Source organism: Pseudoalteromonas sp. PAB 2.2 (assembly GCF_001938575.1).
Lineage (GTDB): Bacteria > Pseudomonadota > Gammaproteobacteria > Enterobacterales > Alteromonadaceae > Pseudoalteromonas > Pseudoalteromonas lipolytica.
Window position 1 is genome coordinate 131048 of sequence record NZ_LYPI01000015.1, and the last position, 16913, is coordinate 147960.

At 41.4% G+C, this 16913-nt stretch carries 12 protein-coding genes, 3 tRNA genes and 2 rRNA genes; 6 read left to right on the forward strand and 11 right to left on the reverse strand.

Annotated features, from left to right (window positions below):
- Nucleotides 1–238 precede the first annotated feature (238 nt).
- The 6 genes from BWD47_RS14565 to nudE form a co-directional block, all read right to left on the reverse strand.
- A complete protein-coding gene (locus BWD47_RS14565; protein ID WP_075594191.1) occupies nt 239–4240 on the reverse strand; it encodes a two-component regulator propeller domain-containing protein in 4002 nt (1333 codons plus the stop codon).
- Between the two features lie 456 nt (nt 4241–4696).
- A tRNA-Met gene (locus BWD47_RS14570) sits at nt 4697–4773 on the reverse strand.
- Between the two features lie 63 nt (nt 4774–4836).
- A tRNA-Met gene (locus BWD47_RS14575) sits at nt 4837–4913 on the reverse strand.
- Between the two features lie 63 nt (nt 4914–4976).
- Nucleotides 4977–5053 (reverse strand) — tRNA-Met (locus tag BWD47_RS14580).
- A 138-nt stretch (nt 5054–5191) separates the two neighbouring features.
- Nucleotides 5192–5989 (reverse strand): 3'(2'),5'-bisphosphate nucleotidase CysQ, encoded by a 798-nt coding sequence (gene cysQ, locus BWD47_RS14585; RefSeq protein ID WP_036974269.1) that lies wholly within the window; start codon nt 5987–5989, stop codon nt 5192–5194.
- Nucleotides 5982–6554 (reverse strand): ADP compounds hydrolase NudE, encoded by a 573-nt coding sequence (nudE, locus tag BWD47_RS14590; RefSeq protein WP_036974304.1) that lies wholly within the window; start codon nt 6552–6554, stop codon nt 5982–5984. Before nudE ends, cysQ begins: the two co-directional genes overlap by 8 nt.
- 61 nt (nt 6555–6615) lie before the next feature.
- Between nudE and yrfG the strand changes: the two genes are divergently transcribed.
- Nucleotides 6616–7272, forward strand: coding sequence for a GMP/IMP nucleotidase (gene yrfG / locus BWD47_RS14595; RefSeq protein WP_036974272.1), 657 nt, complete (start codon nt 6616–6618; stop codon nt 7270–7272).
- Nucleotides 7273–7284: 12 nt separating this feature from the next.
- On the opposite strand, the gene BWD47_RS14600 is transcribed toward yrfG, so the two are convergent.
- Nucleotides 7285–7905, reverse strand: coding sequence for a dUTP diphosphatase (locus BWD47_RS14600; protein ID WP_075594192.1), 621 nt, complete (start codon nt 7903–7905; stop codon nt 7285–7287).
- Nucleotides 7906–8029: 124 nt separating this feature from the next.
- Here BWD47_RS14600 and BWD47_RS14605 point away from each other — a divergent pair, with 124 nt between their 5' ends.
- The gene (locus BWD47_RS14605) at nt 8030–8656 is read left to right on the forward strand and encodes a peroxiredoxin-like family protein (RefSeq protein ID WP_075594198.1); all 627 of its coding nucleotides are present in this window, start codon (nt 8030–8032) and stop codon (nt 8654–8656) included.
- A gap of 43 nt (nt 8657–8699) precedes the next feature.
- On the opposite strand, the gene BWD47_RS14610 is transcribed toward BWD47_RS14605, so the two are convergent.
- Nucleotides 8700–9068 carry a YacL family protein gene (locus BWD47_RS14610; RefSeq protein ID WP_075594193.1) on the reverse strand — a complete coding sequence of 123 codons (369 nt, stop codon included), beginning with the start codon at nt 9066–9068 and terminating at the stop codon, nt 8700–8702.
- Between the two features lie 131 nt (nt 9069–9199).
- Entirely contained in the window at nt 9200–9424 is a 225-nt protein-coding gene (locus tag BWD47_RS14615) for a hypothetical protein (protein WP_036974279.1), read from the reverse strand.
- Between the two features lie 259 nt (nt 9425–9683).
- Here BWD47_RS14615 and uvrD point away from each other — a divergent pair, with 259 nt between their 5' ends.
- The 4 genes from uvrD (at nt 9684) to BWD47_RS14635 (ending at nt 15902) form a co-directional block, all read left to right on the forward strand.
- Nucleotides 9684–11849, forward strand: coding sequence for a DNA helicase II (gene uvrD, locus BWD47_RS14620; RefSeq protein ID WP_036974281.1), 2166 nt, complete (start codon nt 9684–9686; stop codon nt 11847–11849).
- Nucleotides 11827–13899 (forward strand): GNAT family N-acetyltransferase, encoded by a 2073-nt coding sequence (locus tag BWD47_RS14625; RefSeq protein WP_075594194.1) that lies wholly within the window; start codon nt 11827–11829, stop codon nt 13897–13899. The genes uvrD and BWD47_RS14625 overlap by 23 nt, the downstream gene beginning before the upstream one ends.
- The gene (locus tag BWD47_RS14630) at nt 13862–14986 is read left to right on the forward strand and encodes an ABC transporter substrate-binding protein (protein ID WP_075594195.1); all 1125 of its coding nucleotides are present in this window, start codon (nt 13862–13864) and stop codon (nt 14984–14986) included. The genes BWD47_RS14625 and BWD47_RS14630 overlap by 38 nt, the downstream gene beginning before the upstream one ends.
- A gap of 67 nt (nt 14987–15053) precedes the next feature.
- Nucleotides 15054–15902: a CZB domain-containing protein gene (locus BWD47_RS14635; protein WP_036974285.1), complete on the forward strand. Its 849-nt coding sequence runs from the start codon at nt 15054–15056 to the stop codon at nt 15900–15902.
- Between the two features lie 555 nt (nt 15903–16457).
- Here BWD47_RS14635 and rrf read toward each other — a convergent pair.
- Together rrf and BWD47_RS14645 are read right to left on the reverse strand one after the other, a co-directional pair.
- A 5S ribosomal RNA gene (gene rrf / locus BWD47_RS14640) occupies nt 16458–16572 on the reverse strand.
- A gap of 121 nt (nt 16573–16693) precedes the next feature.
- A 23S ribosomal RNA gene (locus tag BWD47_RS14645) occupies nt 16694–16913 on the reverse strand; the annotation flags it as partial.

The following is a 16913-nucleotide window of genomic DNA, read 5'->3' on the forward strand; positions in this document are numbered from 1 at the left end:
TGCCATATCTCAAGGGAAGCGAAATCTAACAATTATGAACAAAGGCGGGATCTCCGTGACTTCCTTAACCATATACTGAGTTCAGCTATGTTTGCCCGTCAAATATGAACACGTGAGATCCCATCAAAACGGTTCATCTTTCGTTAAGTTTTATAGGTTAGATGAGATGCAAAAATTATGTATGCTTGATGCCGACAAAAATGTACTCAAATACGACATAACAATAAAAATCAATAAGTTAAACGTAGTGACACTGATATTCTTTTGCCGTCATACCATATTTTACTTTAAAAAATTTCGAGAAATGTGAGCGAGATGAAAAACCAATATCGTCAATCACCAAACTAATTTGACGACCTTGGCGTAACAACTCGGCAGCTTTTATGAGTCGATAATCCCGCAAATATTCACTCGGTGTCATGTTGAGAAACACTTTTAACTTACGCTGCAACTGACGTTCACTCAGTGCGAGATGCTTAGCACAATGCGTCATTGAGAATCCTTGTTGCTGATAATTTTCAGATACATAGTGCTCAAGCTTTTCAAGTAACTGTTTATCACGCGGATCAACGGGAGTATCTGCCTTTGGTGGGCTTTGATCTGGCACCTGAATCACATGCTGTTGAGCATATTGATTAACCCAATCAATCCAATTTTCGACTTTTAATAATAATTCTTCCCTGTCAAAAGGCTTGGTGATTACATCCAGAGCATGTTGTTTTAAACCGCTTACCCGCGTTTCATAGTCTCCTTTAGCAGTGAGTATTATCACGGGAATATGGCACGTAACAGGGGAGCTATGTAACGCATCTAATACGGCAAAGCCATCCACTTTTGGCATCATTAGGTCTGTCACTATCAAATCTGGCACTTGGCTATGCGCTATTTGCAAACCAACGTGGCCATCTTCTGCCAGTAATACCTGATAACGCGGGTGTAATTCAGTTTTTAAATAATGACGCAACTCATCATTATCCTCGATAACTAGTACGGTAGGTTGCTCACAATTTTTCTTGGCTTTAAGGTTCTCACTGTCGATACTCACCGAGGTTGCCTGCTCGAGAGCCTCAGCTAATGGGAAACGAAGCGTAAATGTTGTGCCTACCGCTAAGCGACTAACAAGCTGAATGTCGCCTTGATACTTATCAACGAGACGTTTCACAATGGCTAACCCAACACCACTGCCTTCTACATTGGCTTGGCTGCTTACACGGTAAAAGATATCAAATACTTTCTCTTTCTCCGCATCAGCAATCCCTTTACCTGTATCGGTCACCTCAATAAAGGCATTGTTATCATGCGTTGTTATTTTTAAGCTTACACTCCCTTGTTTTGTATACTTGAAGGCATTGCTGAGTAAATTGCTTAATATAGTAATTAGCCCCTCTCGGGTGCTTGATATAAAAATTGCTTCTTCTATTTCAACATAAAACTCTACTGATTGCTCACCGAGTACAGAAAACTGTCCTGCAACCTCACGCGCAATCGCAGACAAGGATACAACCTTAATAATCTCTTCATTGCGCTCATCATAACGGGTCAATGTTAAGAGTTTATCGACCAGATTTTCTAAACGTCGACTGTTTCGTAATACCAAGGTTAACTGCTCACGTTTATCTGTGTTTTTTTCATTAAAAATAAGACGCTGCAATGGTGCGATTAACAAACTAAGTGGCGTACGTAACTCATGAGATGCATGCGTAAAAAAGCGCACTTTATTTTCAAGCGAATCACTAAGCGCATCAGCTTGCTGTTCTATCAGCGCTTTTTGCTCTGCAATTTCATCAGTGCGCTCATTGACAAGTTGCTCTAGTTGATACTTTTGTTTACGGATCCGATAGGTCCAAAGCACCGTTAATAACCACACCAAACATAAGACAAGTACTGCACAAACAACATAAAAAGCAGGGCTTTGCCACCATGGAGCCAGTACTTTGATATTCAATAACAATGGGGCGAGTGCGTTCGCTCCACTTTCGCTACTTGCTTTAACGATAAGCTGATAACTGCCAGGCGGTAAGTTGGTGTAATCTATTGATAAGTAAGGACCAGTTACATTTCTCCATTGCTGTTCAAAACCTTCTAAACGGTAAGAATACTTATTAGTTTTAGGTTCTGAATAATGCAAATAACTGACCTGTAAGTGCATGCGTGTAATATCGGCTGGCACTGTGACGATGCGACTCTTCTCGATTTGGTAAAGGCTACCGAGCTTACTCCCAGCAGAAATAATAAGGTCTTGATCGTCAAACTGTAAACGCGTTAATGCTAACTGCCCACCTTGTTTATTCTTAACGAGTGTTTCAGGGTTAATAACACTTACACCTTGGGTGCCGCCAAACATTAACCGGCCATCTCGCATTTTTAGATAGGCGCCGGCATTAAATTCATTGCCTTGCAAACCGTGACGAGCTTTATAACTGGTGATTGCAAAATTCTCTGGATTTATTTTAGCTAATCCATTGTTTGTACTTACCCAAACCATGCCATCATTGCCTTTTAATAAAGCATAAATCACTTGATTAGGCATACCATCTGCCACATTAATAACCTTTACTTGCTGGCTATTGGTGTCAATGATATTTATTCCATTAGACGTCGCTAACCACATACGTGAACCTTCCTGTAAAAAGGCTCTCACCGTATTATCAGATAAAGCAGATGCGGGGTTACCTTTGCGATAATTAATTAAAGAATCAGTCGCAAAGTTATAGTAATACGCCCCATCCCCATCGGTTGCTATCCACATGTCTGTTGCGGAGCTTTGATATAAGCTTGTCACCCTTGCTGTAGGTATGACTAATTGAGAATGTGCCTGTTTTTCTGAAAAACTGATAAACCGACCTAATTGCCTATCAAAACAAAATAATCCACCACCATTCGTCCCTACCCAGACATTATTTTTCTCATCCACCAGCAAGGCGTAAATACTGTTTTCAGTTAATCCATGGCTCCCTTCATCAGCTCGAAAATGTGTCACACTGCCATCTTGGTGGAGCACATCAATACCCTGCTGCCAACTACCAACCCAAATGTCTCCATTTAAATCTTCGGTTATCGCTTTAATTGCGTTACTGGTAATTGAATTGGGTAAGTTGCTCGCCACGAGGTGTTTAATACGGTTTAATTGTTGATCAAGGATATCTATCCCGCCCCCCCAACTGCCATACCAAATACGTTGCTGCGAATCTTCAAATAGCGCCCAAGCATCTTTACTTGAAAGCGGTGTCGGTTTTTTTAATTTACTGAATTGAAGTGAAGCAGGATCTAGCTTGCTGATACCATTGGCAGTACCAAACCACATAATATCGCTACTATCACGGTAAATACTGTAAACTCGGTCGTGCGCTAAGCTATATCTGTCAAATGGGTCATGGGTTAAAGCAGTAAACGTGTTGGTTTTGCGATCAAAAATATTGATGCCGCCCCCTCGCGTTGCAAGCCATACTCGACCTTGCTGATCAAACTCGATATCACGAATTTCGTTACTGGTTAACCCGTACTCTGAGTCGCTCGATTTAAGCCATTGCTGCATCGATTTTGCTGATAAATCAATCTTAAATAACCCACCGCCTTGACTGGCCAACCATATTGTTTCGTCATTTGCCTGCTTTATCGCAAAGATACTCGAATGAATGCTAGGCGGCTTTGTAAATCCATTCAACAACGTACTGACACGTTGTTGCTTAGCAAGATCATAATGAATTAATCCTGCACCATGAGTACCTAGCCACAATACATCGTGTATTTTTGTTATCGCATAAATAGGCTTTTTTATATCCCGCACTAGTGGGGTCACTTTTTCATTGCGTTTATTGTAAGCGAATAAACTGCCATCATACGTGCCGATATACAGCACGTGAGAATCAACAAACAAACTGGTAATACGGTAGTCTGTTAAAATGGGCGAAGAAAATTGGTAATCGTATAACGGGAGTTGATTTACGCCCCCATTGCGGGTGCCTATAAAAAGGTGCGATTCGTTATCGAGTGCAAGCGGATAAATGTAGTTATTCGTTAAACTATTGTTTTCTCCTGTTGACGAAAAAACAATAAATTCATTCCCATCAAAGCGGTTTAACCCTGCTTGCGTAGAGAACCATACAAACCCCTGCTGATCTTGTTGAATATCAAATACAACGCTTTGTGATAAGCCATTATCAATACTGAAATTTTGAAACGCAGGCCACGCAAAAGGTAAAAAAAATAGACTAAAAAGATAAATAAGAAACCGAGTCATCCCTAAAAGCTACACATTTATTATTAGTTATTAATAAAGAATAGTTCAGTTCAGTTAACATTCATAATAGTTCCCCATTTTAACTACATGAAAGAAAAGCTTTTATTATAGTCGGTTCTAAAGCTCATCACGTTTAAGCCCAATAATACCGCTATTGTTTCAGGCAAAAATACGTTGATGTGTATCTAATAATTTTAGTTAATTTAATTTCAGTGGGTTGCGGGAGCAGTAAATAATGAAGGCAAACCGACGACCTTCGGATTATAAACCTGAATTTCAGGCATAAAAAAACACGCGGCTGCGTGTCTGATCATGTTTGCTAATTTAATTTCAGTGGGTTGCGGGAGCAGTAAATAATGAAGGCAAACCGACGACCTTCGGATTATAAACCTGAATTTCAGGCATAAAAAAACACGCGGTGGCGTGTCTGATCATGTTTGCTAATTTAATTTCAGTTGGTTGCGGGAGCCGGATTTGAACCGACGACCTTCGGGTTATGAGCCCGACGAGCTACCAGGCTGCTCCATCCCGCGCCTGAAATTATTAAGTTTATTTTTCTTCTCACTTAATTTAAGAAGTCAGCCAATTCAAAGAATTGGTTGCGGGAGCCGGATTTGAACCGACGACCTTCGGGTTATGAGCCCGACGAGCTACCAGGCTGCTCCATCCCGCGCCTGAAATTATTAAGTTTATTTTTCTTCTCACTTAATTTAAGAAGTCAGCCAATTTAAAAAATTGGTTGCGGGAGCCGGATTTGAACCGACGACCTTCGGGTTATGAGCCCGACGAGCTACCAGGCTGCTCCATCCCGCGCCTGTAATCTCTTAGTAACATAAGCATGTTAACGATGCCCTGTACCAGAGAGAGCGCTATAATATAGCAAAAAAATTAGAAATCAAGGGTTATAATAATAAAAGCGGTTCAAGCGAACAAAAAGCACACAAAACTACTCTAAATAGCACGTTGATGAGGACTGATCATTTTTTGCCACTCCCAATCTGGGTGTCCCATTACAATAAAATCAGGATTCTCAGTACTTTCTCGTTGATTGTAAGTCAGTGGGTTAAATTCAGCGTCAGTAATGCATCCGCCAGCTTCTTCGACAATTACTTGAGATGCACCAGTATCCCATTCACCTGTTGGGCCAATACGTAAAAAGCAATCTGCTTTTCCCTCAGCAATAATGCAAGCCTTTAATGAACATGACCCTAATGCTACGGTGGCAAACTGAGTATTTAAATATTGACTGACCGCCTCAATTTTTTGCCTGCGACTCACCGCTAATGTTAAGTTATCTGGCGTTGCTACCGAAATTTGCTTATCTTGGCCATTTTCACGTTTAAACGCACCATTTTGATAACTTGCGAAATACGTCACTTGTTTAGCTGGCCAGTGTATAACGCCTAAGACGGGATGATTGTTTTCAATCAACGCAATATTTACCGCAAAGTCGCCACTTTCTAAAATAAACTCTCCCGTACCATCCATAGGATCTAGCAACCAATATCGCTGCCAATGTTTCCTATCTTCAAGTGCTGGAATAGGCGTCTCTTCAGACATAATCGGAATATCGGGAGCCAACTTTCTTAGGCCTGCCATCAATACTTCGTTCGATGCCAAGTCAGCTTTCGTTACGGGTGTATTATCTGACTTTTCTTCAGCACCAATATCATCTTGCTGATAAATAGCCATAATAGCCTCACCTGCCTGCTCAGCTAAACGAATGCACGGTTCTAAAAAATTATTCATTGCCCGCTCCTGACTCTAGGTACTTTGTTAATAATAGCAAAGCTGCAACACTTCGTGCTTCAGTAAAGTCATCTTGTTGTAATAAAGATTGCCAATCTTGTATTGGCCATTTAACAACAACGAGCGGTTCAGGCTCATCACCAGGTAACGTTTCTGGATAAAGTTGCTCTGCATAGAGAATATGCATAGTGGCATTAAAGTAACTGGGTGCCATCGTTACTTTTTTTAGTGCAGAAAAATGCTTCGCACCAAAACCGACCTCTTCTTTAAGCTCTCGGTTTGCGGCTTGCTCTGGTGTTTCTCCAGGATCAATTAAGCCCTTAGGAAAACCGAGTTGATAGTCGTTCGTGCCTGCACAATATTCCCTTACTAATAGCAATTCATTATCAGCTGTAACGGGCACAATCATCACAGCTCCCCGGCCTCCACCACGAATTCTTTCATACTGCCTTTGTTCATCATTTGAAAACTTCAAAGCCAGAGATTCAACAGTAAATAGTCGGCTTTTGGCGACGACTTCGTTAGACAATATTTGCGGAGGTGTTGGGTGCTTTTTCTGTGTCATTGGCATTAATTTGCTATCATGTCAGTTACACTCATGATAAATCTTTTAAAGTGAATTGCCTATGTTAAATTGGTCAAAAATCGATACAGTACTGCTTGATATGGATGGCACTCTGCTCGATTTGCATTTTGATAATTACTTTTGGCTTACCGTTATTCCCGAACAATATGCATTAAAGCATGGACTCAGTTTAGAGCAGGCGAAAACAGACATTTTTCAACGCTATCAAAAAGTAAGCGGCCAAATAAGTTGGTATTGTTTAGATTACTGGCAACAGCAACTCGATTTACCCATTATGGCGTTAAAGCGTGATATTCAGCATTTAATAAAAATTCGCGAAGACGTCCCCCCTTTTCTAACCGAACTTAGAAAAACAGGCAAAGAATTAATCTTACTTACGAATGCCCACCCAGATTGTGTCATGTTAAAGTTTGAGTTAACGGCAATAGACAATTATTTAGATGGCGTTATTTCAACCCATCAATATGGTGTGAGTAAAGAACATCAACCTTTATGGCAGCAAGTGCAACAAGAATGGCAGTTTGATAAAGCGCGCACTTTATTTGTTGATGACAGTCCCGCAGTGCTCGATGCGGCCAAAGAGTTTGGCATAGGCCATATACTTGCGGTTGCCAACCCTGATAGCCGACAACCGCATAAACAGTTCGATGGCTATTTATCTACCACCGACTTTCGTGACTTCATGCCCCTAAAATGAGCATAAATAGGTTTATTTAGGGTAACGCTGCTCTAAGCCTTGATAGACAAGCTTTGCAAAATCAGCATGCTCCGTACCGAGGCTTTTAACGACTTCAACTAAATGCTCGTTATCTTCTTGACCGTTCCACACCTTTATATAACTGCCATCTTTGTAACCATGATCTTGGCGGAAGAAATTAAGTGTATTTTTGCCAACATAGCCACGATATAAATCGTCGATATCCATGCCAATTTGCGCCATACATCCAGCGAATGCGGCAGCATTAAAACGCTTTTCAGCAACGGCGGTTGCAGCCAATAACTCAAGCGTTTGTTTAAAATCGTCAGCTTGCTCAGGCGCACTTAGTTCAGCTTCAAGTTGAGCGGCAAGTTGCTCGTAACTTGTTTCCCCGTCGATACGCAGTGATAAACCAAAATGGAAAATGTCGACCAGCTCCAAAATAACTTGCTCAGTATCTGGGGTTTGTTTTTTCCACCATTTCCAACCATAGTGGTCGAGCATTTCAGCACACTCAACCCAAATAGCACGATACCATTCAAAACCTTGGCTAAACCATTGCTCATGCACTTTTGTATTCATGGCATTTTGCATCTCAAGCATGACAACGATTTTTTGTAAATTAGCAGACATTTTTAATCCCAACTTGCATTTTTATTTAGCTATATACTACAGATAAATTCAGCATTGATGAAATTAAAAAACAGCTAAGCAGGTCTTCATAAGCAGTTGAAAAAAATAATTGAGGAATACCATGCTGAGAACCCTTCTTGTTAGTGCATTACTTGTGCTATCTAGCCAAACACTTGCAGCCACAGCTCATAATATTGCTGACTCGGCAGAGCACGTCAGTCCACTATTGCCTGGATTAACAATTCCAGATGTTGATTTAAAAGACCAAAACGGCACAACCGTTTCTTTAAAAAAACGTTTTAAAGAAAAAACTACCGTATTAATCGTTTACCGAGGTGGATGGTGTCCCTATTGTTCCAAGCAATTAGCCAACGTACAAAAAATTGAGGATCAATTAGCAGACTTGGGGGCACAAATTATTGCAATATCTCCGGATATTCCAGAAAAGCTAGCCGAGACTAAAATAACCTCTGCGAACTATCAACTACTCTCTGATGATAGTTTGGCATTGAGCCAAACGTTGGGATTGGCATTTTATCTCGATGACAAGACCGCAAAAATTTATCGCAACAAGTTAGGGGTTAACTTTGTATCACTCGATGGCAAAGCACAGGTTGCGTTACCCGTTCCTGCTGTTTTTGTAGTAGATAAGCAAGGGCTTATCCACTTTCAGTATGCGAACCCTAATTATAAAGTTCGTTTAACAGAAGACGTATTGTTAGCCGCAGTTAAATCAGTGAGCGAACAATAAACACACTATCGAGTGATTAATTAAGTAGGGCTTTAAGCCCTGCTTAACGACCTTGCGCAAACGCGTGCCAAGACTCAATTAAATCAACAAAATCCTCAAAACCGCAGCCACTGCTTAAGCCATTTTCTTCAAGCATTAAATCATCATCCTGATACGCCATGAGATCTTCATTATCTTGATGAAGAGCATGGGCTTCAAACAACGCTTCGTCCTTACTCAAAATCAAATCTATTTCTTGGCCTTGCAGTGTTAAGGGCTCATGGCTATTTTTAACGGCGGAAATTAGCGCCTGGACCATCGCTATTTTTTCTTTGCCTATTTCTTCATTCAACCAACGACCGATAACCGCATGTTCAGTCGAAATTTTAATACGTAAACCGCTCATTGGATCGCGGATAAATTGATATTCCATCGTAAATACTCACAACTCTTGATGCAGTAATTATATCGGTTGCGGCATGCAGTAGCGAGTTCAGAAGGCCAAAAACAACACTAGCGCCCAATGGCGCTAGTGTTAATGCTGTTTAGATATATAAAAAATTGCTAGAGTCGCGACTTGAAACGCGCGGCATCAATGATTGCCCATAGGTATACAATCGGAAGTAATATGAAACCAACGGCGACATAAATTAATACCCCACTTATGATCCACGCTAAGAAAAATGCGATCGCCGCCATCAAACGACCTTGCACCAGTTGCCCTAAACCGGGAAAAAAGATATTACATATTGCTGCGATTACATTACCGCCAGAACCTTGCTCTGCCATACTAACCTCTGTAGTTTTTGATGATTATACTTTTTATAAACACACTTCATGCCAACTTATTATATTTTATAAATCAACACGTTAAATTTTCACACTGTTTTTATTTTAGTTCTTTTTGCCACAAATAGGTCAAATTCACAATTTTTATTATGCAATTTTAATAACTTGCCAAAATAGCTGTTTATAAAAACAGTATTTTATTTAGCCTTGCATAAACACCTGTTATACTCCTCTCATTATAGATTGAAAAGGCGTAACGATGGACGTTTCTGAATTACTCGATGGCTTAAATGACAAACAACGGGATGCAGTCGCAGCCCCATTGCAAAATATGCTAGTACTTGCTGGTGCAGGTTCTGGTAAAACTCGAGTACTTGTTCATCGTATCGCATGGCTAATGCAAGTTGAGCAAGCCTCTGCCTACAGTATTTTTGCGGTCACCTTTACCAATAAAGCTGCAAAAGAGATGCGCTCTCGCGTAGAAGAAACCTTAAAAGCGCCTGTTGGTGGCATGTGGATTGGCACTTTCCACGGGTTGTCTCACCGTATTTTGCGTGCACATCATCGTGAAGCAAAATTACCTGAAAGCTTTCAAATCTTAGATTCAGACGATCAGCAGCGAATGATCAAACGCTTACTTAAAGCAATGAATATCGATGATAAAAAGTGGCCAGCGAAACAGTTTAGCTGGTACATCAGTGCTAAAAAAGACGAAGGTCTGCGCCCTAAAGATATTCAGGCTTACGATATCAATGAGCAAATGATGCTGAAAGTTTATGCAGCATATCAAGAAGCATGTGATCGTGCTGGTTTGGTCGACTTTGCAGAAATTTTATTACGCTGCTACGAAGTACTTAACAATCACCCTACGCTACTGCGTCATTATCAGCAGCGTTTTGCTCATATGTTGGTAGACGAGTTCCAAGATACCAATACGATTCAATATGCTTGGTTAAAGCTGCTAGCAGGAAACACCAACAGCATTATGATAGTAGGTGATGATGACCAAAGTATCTATGGTTGGCGCGGTGCACGTATTGAGAATATTAAACGCTTTTTAACCGACTTCGAAGCCGAAACCATTCGTCTTGAACAGAACTACCGCTCAACAGCCACAATATTAAAAGCCTCCAATGCGCTAATTAAAAATAATGCTGAACGCATGGGTAAAAGCCTCTGGACCGATGGTAACGAGGGTGAACCAATTTCGGTGTATGCCGCTTTTAACGAATTAGATGAAGCCCGTTTCGTAAGCAGTAAACTGCGTAGCTGGCTAAATGCTGGTAATGCCTTGCAAGATGCCGCGATTCTATACCGTAACAATGCGCAATCTCGTGTACTCGAGGAAGCCATGTTACAAGAAGGGCTTAAATACCGCATTTATGGCGGCATGCGCTTCTTCGAGCGTCAAGAGATTAAAGACGCCCTTTCGTACCTGCGCTTAGTGGGTAATCGCCAAGATGATGCCGCCTTTGAGCGCGTTATTAACACCCCTGCTCGTGGTATTGGAGATAAAACCCTCAGCCACATTCGTGACTGTGCGCGGAACGAGTCTCTTCCTCTGTGGTATGCTGCAAAAGCCATTATTGAACAGCAGCATCTATCTGGGCGTGCAGCCAGTGCAGTAACAAAATTTTTAGAGCTGGTTGAGCACATTGAAGACAAAATCAGTGATCTTACCTTAGAAGAGCAAGCTAAATACGCGATTCAAACTTCAGGGTTGATGGCCATGTACCAAGCTGAAAAAGGTGAAAAAGGCCGCGCTCGCGTAGAAAACTTAGAAGAGCTCATTAGTGCCTGTGGCCAATATGAGCTACCTGAAGACGAAGAATTCAGCTCACCACTGCAAGGCTTTCTTGCGTACACTTCTCTCGAATCAGGCGAAGGTCAAGCCGATGAGCACGAAGATGCCGTGCAAATGATGACACTTCATTCAGCAAAAGGCCTTGAGTTCCCGCTTGTTTTTATGGTGGGTGTTGAAGAAGGCATGTTTCCTTCACAGCAAAGTAATGAGGAGTCTGGTCGCTTAGAAGAAGAGCGCCGTTTGTGTTATGTAGGCATGACCCGAGCGATGGAAAAGCTGTACATTAGTCATGCTGAAACTCGCCGTTTATATGGCCAAGAAAAATACCACAGCCCCTCTCGATTCTTGCGCGAAATGCCAGAAGACTGTGTTGAGGAAATTCGTATCAAAACACAAGTTTCAAGGCCCCCAGCCGCAGGCCGTTTTAGCTCATCAGTCACACATGCCGCATTTGAAGACAGTGGCTTTAATTTAGGGCAACGCGTTTTACATGCAAAATTTGGTGTAGGAACGGTACTAAATTATGAAGGCAGTGGTGCACAGTCACGTATTCAAGTGAACTTTGATGATTTAGGCAGTAAGTGGCTTGTTACTCAGTATGCAAGACTTCAAGCCCTATAACGACTACCTAAGCATGCTCATCACTGAGCTGACGATTGCCAAGCATCGTCAGCTTATTGTGGTGCAAGGCGATGCAACCTGGTGTTATGCATTTGCCAATCAACTGTCACTGCCAAACACGTATGTGTTTAGCAGTTGCCATCAATTAAAAAATAGCGTCTTCCCAAAGCATGTTCATCAAATTCTTGGACAAGAGTTTCAACACGCGATTTTTGATGGTTTTAGTGGACTGTATGCAGATAAGTTAGCCGCGCTTGCCGGTACAGTTAAAGCCGGTGGTGTGTTTATTTTATTACTCCCCAATGACCCAACATGGGTCGATCCTGCGCTTGAAAACGTCACATCGTTTGGACAAACAATAACGCATAGTTTCTTTAATGAACGCCTAACTACATTATTAGAGTCGCAAACACACATTTTTAAGCAGCACATCACGCCAACGACATATCAAACAATACACCCACATCACGCATTAATTGACTTTTCTCAACAACAGGCGTGTATTGAGCAAATAATTAAAACAGCACAGGGTCGCGCACATCGTCCTCTCGTAATTAGTGCTGATAGAGGGCGAGGAAAATCAGCCGCATTAGGCCTTGCAGCTGCTGCATTAAAGGATAAAAAAATACTGCTGTGTGCGACTCAAGTTAAAGCGGTGCAAACCACATTTAAACACTTAGCTGAACAACTTAATGTCCCTTTGCAAGCCAATTGCAAGCAACTTGCAAACCTAAGTTATAGTGCTCCTGATAACCTCCTTAATGAAAAACCTCAATGCGATCTGCTATTTATAGATGAAGCTGCAGCTATCCCTGTTCCTATGCTAATGCAAATTTTACACTCGTACCCACGTATTGTGTTTGCTAGCACCATGGTCGGTTATGAAGGCAATGGCCGCGGTTATACACTGCGCTTTTTACATTATTTGCGCAGCCAGTTTAAGTCATTAAAGACAATAAACTTAGACGCACCGATCCGCTTTGCAAAGCATGATCCGCTTGAGTACGCCATACGCGATTTATTACTGCTTGATGCGCAATACAATCAAGTCGCTAGTTCGTTACCTTTGCAGTTCGAGCAGGTTAGCAAGGAGCGCCTTATTCGTGATGAACACTTATTAAGCCAAGTTATGGCACTCCTCGCGTTAGCGCACTACCAAACCAGTGTGAGTGATTTACGTCAATTGCTTGATGCACCTGAATTACACTTATTTATTTGCCGACAAGCAGAAAACCTACAAGCCGTCTGTTTAGTCGCAATTGAAGGGGGACTATCGCAAGATATTGCAGAGCAAGTAATAACAGGCGAACGCCGCCCGCAAGGGCATTTAATGGCACAAACATTAACTCAGTTAACGCATGATACGCAGTGGCTAACAGGTCACTCTGCACGCGTTGTGAGAATCGCTGTAGCACCAGAGAGCCACCAACAAGGTATAGGATCTGCCTTATTAGATTTTTGCCAACAACAACTAAGTACGTGCGATTTCTTTGGTGCAAGTTTTGGGGCAAATGCGTCATTAGTTAGGTTTTGGAAAACAAATGGTTTTCGCCTTGTAAAGCTAGGTTTTAACCGTGATAAAGCCACTGCAGAACATGCTGCACTTGTTATTAAGCCATTAAAAACACAAAGCAAAGCAGTCACAGAGCAATTAAAAGAAGAATTTAAGCAAGACCTATCCGTGCAACTATTTGGGCATTTTAACTCTTTACCATGGCAACTAGTTGATGAACTACTTTCAGGCTATTCAACAATAGGTTGCTCTTCAGAAATGCTTAATAGAGCAGACAGGTTACTCAACAACGACGTTACACTCTTTAAATTACAACCCTTACTGTGGCAGCTTATTTGGCACATGCCTATTAGTCTAAATTTACTCGACCAAGATACAAAAATGATCCTTATTAGACTAGTATTACAGCAAATTGATGTGAAAAGCGTAATTGATGAAGCACACTTCACGGGTAAAAAAGAGTTCGACATTCGGTTCAAAAAAGCAGTACACGATTGGTATGCCCAGTTTACTTTACTTAATAAGAGCAACCCTTAAGCGCCTAGCGATTTGCTTGCTTTTCGTGCCTATTATAGGCAACACTCAACATACACAGCCACCTATAAAATTAGGGATGTCTACCGCACTAACAGGCCCTGCAAAACACATCGGCGAGCAATTAGCACTGGGTAGTACAATCTATTTCAACAAAGTAAATGCACGTGATGGAATACATGGTCAAAATATTGATCTTATTCTTGCTGATGACGGTTATGAGCCTAAAAATACCGTTGTAAACACGCGACAATTTTTATTTAACGACAAAATAGACGCTATCTTCGGCTCGATGGGTACACCGACTGCAAATGCGATTAAGCCCCTTTTAGATAGACATCGAGTGCCCTTCTTGATGCCTTTTACTGGTGCTGACTTTCTCCATAACCAGTCAATGCCAAACGTCTTTAACTTACGCGCAAGCTATCAAGATGAAGCGATAGAGCAAATTAATTATTTAGTTCAGGAGCGCAAGCATAAAAAAATAGGGTTGATAATCCAAGCCGATGAGTTTGGTTTTTTAGTTGAAAGTAACTTAATAATGGCACTGCAAAAACACGATTTGGTACCGGTTGAAGTTGCACGTTTCAAACGAAATAGCGAAGAGATATCAAAGGCACTAGAACAACTTAAAGTTAGTGGAGTCACCGCAGTATGCATGGTAGGCACTTATCAACCATTAGCCGAATTTATTAATACTGGATACGAGCAAGGTTTTAAACCCGACTATACCTCAGTATCATTTGTGTCGAGTTTTGATTTATACTCTCTCATTCACCACCCAAGTACTATTATGGTAACGGAGGTTGTGCCAGACCCAAATCAGTGTGACAACTCCTTATGCAAGCAATTTAGAGCAGATATCAAGCCCTATAACACAAGCCCTAACAGAATTATTTTTGAAGGCTATTTGAATGCAGTTGCGTTAGTGAGCGCCGCACAAAAGTGCACAACACCGTTGAATAATCAATGCTTGCTGACTGAACTAAATAAGCTCTTTAGTGATACGTCTGAGTTTGCCGATTTATTTAACAATCAGACAAACAACACGGATAAAAAGATCTACCGATCCTATTTTAAAAGTAATTGAAATTAACTACTGCTAAATCGAAATAATGTTCTATGCTTTAAAGACTTAACAAGGCTTTGAGGGAAATATGGATCTGATTAATTTTCGTGTTGGGCAAAAGACCATTTCACTTAAGATTCTCGATATTCTTCTAACAGAACGTTACGAAAATAACCTGACATCTTTGCCTAATGAAAATAAAAGCTTCATTGGTGTAAAAGATTACATGGAAACACCCACGCCCATCTTTGATTTAGGCATTGTACTTAATAACCAATCAACCAATAAGACAAATGCTGAGCTCACTGACTTATTGGTTGAAAAAGAAAAAGATCACCAACAATGGTTGAGCGCACTAGAGCATAGCCTGCTCACAGGCGCAGCCTTCACAAACACAATTGATCCGGATAAATGCGATTTTGGCCGATGGTACAACAGCTTTAAAACTGACAACGAAGACCTGCAAAATATCCTCGATAAGTTCGACACCCCCCACAGAGAATTGCACGCCATGGCGCGTGAATTCTTAGACCTTCAAAAAACAATGACAAAAGAGAACGTTATTCGTTTATTTGAAGAAAAGAAGCGCCAAGTGTTTAATCAGTTAATACGCTTGTTTGAGTCTGCAAGAGAGCAGATTATTCTGGATTACAAGCCTATCATAATCTTTACCACTAAAGATGGCGTAACACCTCATATAGGCCTCCTCGTTGACAAGGTAGAAGACAATATCAATGTAAAGAAAGAGGATATTAAACCGCTTGATAAGCTTACCTCCGTAGGTTTTGATGTAGATCCTCAAACTAAAAATATGATGCGTGGTTTAATCAAAATGAAAAACAAGCATAGTTTGTTACTCGATCCTAGCGCCATATTCCGCCCTGAGCATTTAATGCGCCATGAAGCCGAAGAGACCGAAGAATATGGCTTGTTTTAATAACTAGCAATGAATCACTATCTCGTTGGAACAGCTATAGCCGTGAATATCAGTGGTTATGCATGAAGGGCATATCAGACACTTTCGGCACTCAAGTGCCTCTACGTCCTAATTATTTGAGCCAGAAGTGAAATGAGCGATTTAGAGCCCCTTGCACTTCTGTCATCATGATTAAACATCGTTATTAAGAAGTGTAGGAACGGCTTTAGCCGTGAATGTCAGTGGTTATGTATGAAGGGCATATCAGACACTTCGGCACTAAAGTGCCTCCTACGTCTCTTCACCTTGCGCTTATGCGCCTTTTATCTCTGTATGCAATCTCGGCATAGTGCTGGACGATTTAGCCCTGAACGCAAAAAACCCGCTGCATTGCTGCAACGGGTTTCTCTAATTAGGAGCCATGGTGCGCTACGCAGTAGGATGTCCTACTTTCACATGGTCAATGCCACACGATGCTTACAAAGATATAGGTCGTAGGGGTCTTGGTTGGGTATTTTATTTTTCTACAGGCAACAAAAAACCCGACTCTTTCGAATCGGGTTTCTCTAATTAGGAGCCTGGCGATGTCCTACTTTCACATGGCAAATGCCACACTATCATCGGCGCTGTTTCGTTTCACTACTGAGTTCGGCATGGGGTCAGGTGGGTCCAAAACGCTATTGTCACCAAGCATATTCTGGTCGTTAATCGCATTCGCAATTAACTAAAATCTGGAAATCTGATAATCGTAAATCTACTTTAGTATACTAACTTCTGTCTGTTACGCTGTCATAAAACGCGTTTGGCGTTGTATGGTTAAGCCTCACGGGTAATTAGTACAGGTTAGCTTAATGGCTCACACCACTTCCACATCCTGCCTATCAACGTTGTAGTCTTCAACGGCCCTTCAGAGACTTTAAAAGTCTAGTGAGAACTCATCTCGAGGCCTGCTTCGCGCTTAGATGCTTTCAGCGCTTATCAGTTCCGAACGTAGCTACCGGGCAATGCCATTGGCATGACAACCCGAACACC

Excerpts from the sequence above, each read along its gene's own strand:
- BWD47_RS14615 (WP_036974279.1), bottom strand. The coding sequence starts at position 9,424 with ATGGCAGAGCAAGGTTCTGGCGGTAATGTAATCGCAGCAATATGTAAT.
- BWD47_RS14635 (WP_036974285.1), top strand. The coding sequence starts at position 15,054 with ATGGATCTGATTAATTTTCGTGTTGGGCAAAAGACCATTTCACTTAAG.
- BWD47_RS14610 (WP_075594193.1), bottom strand. The coding sequence starts at position 9,068 with ATGGAATATCAATTTATCCGCGATCCAATGAGCGGTTTACGTATTAAA.
- yrfG (WP_036974272.1), top strand. The coding sequence starts at position 6,616 with ATGTTAAATTGGTCAAAAATCGATACAGTACTGCTTGATATGGATGGC.
- BWD47_RS14630 (WP_075594195.1), top strand. The coding sequence starts at position 13,862 with ATGCCCAGTTTACTTTACTTAATAAGAGCAACCCTTAAGCGCCTAGCG.
- uvrD (WP_036974281.1), top strand. The coding sequence starts at position 9,684 with ATGGACGTTTCTGAATTACTCGATGGCTTAAATGACAAACAACGGGAT.
- BWD47_RS14565 (WP_075594191.1), bottom strand. The coding sequence starts at position 4,240 with ATGACTCGGTTTCTTATTTATCTTTTTAGTCTATTTTTTTTACCTTTT.
- cysQ (WP_036974269.1), bottom strand. The coding sequence starts at position 5,989 with ATGAATAATTTTTTAGAACCGTGCATTCGTTTAGCTGAGCAGGCAGGT.
- BWD47_RS14600 (WP_075594192.1), bottom strand. The coding sequence starts at position 7,905 with ATGTCTGCTAATTTACAAAAAATCGTTGTCATGCTTGAGATGCAAAAT.
- nudE (WP_036974304.1), bottom strand. The coding sequence starts at position 6,554 with ATGACACAGAAAAAGCACCCAACACCTCCGCAAATATTGTCTAACGAA.
- BWD47_RS14625 (WP_075594194.1), top strand. The coding sequence starts at position 11,827 with ATGCAAGACTTCAAGCCCTATAACGACTACCTAAGCATGCTCATCACT.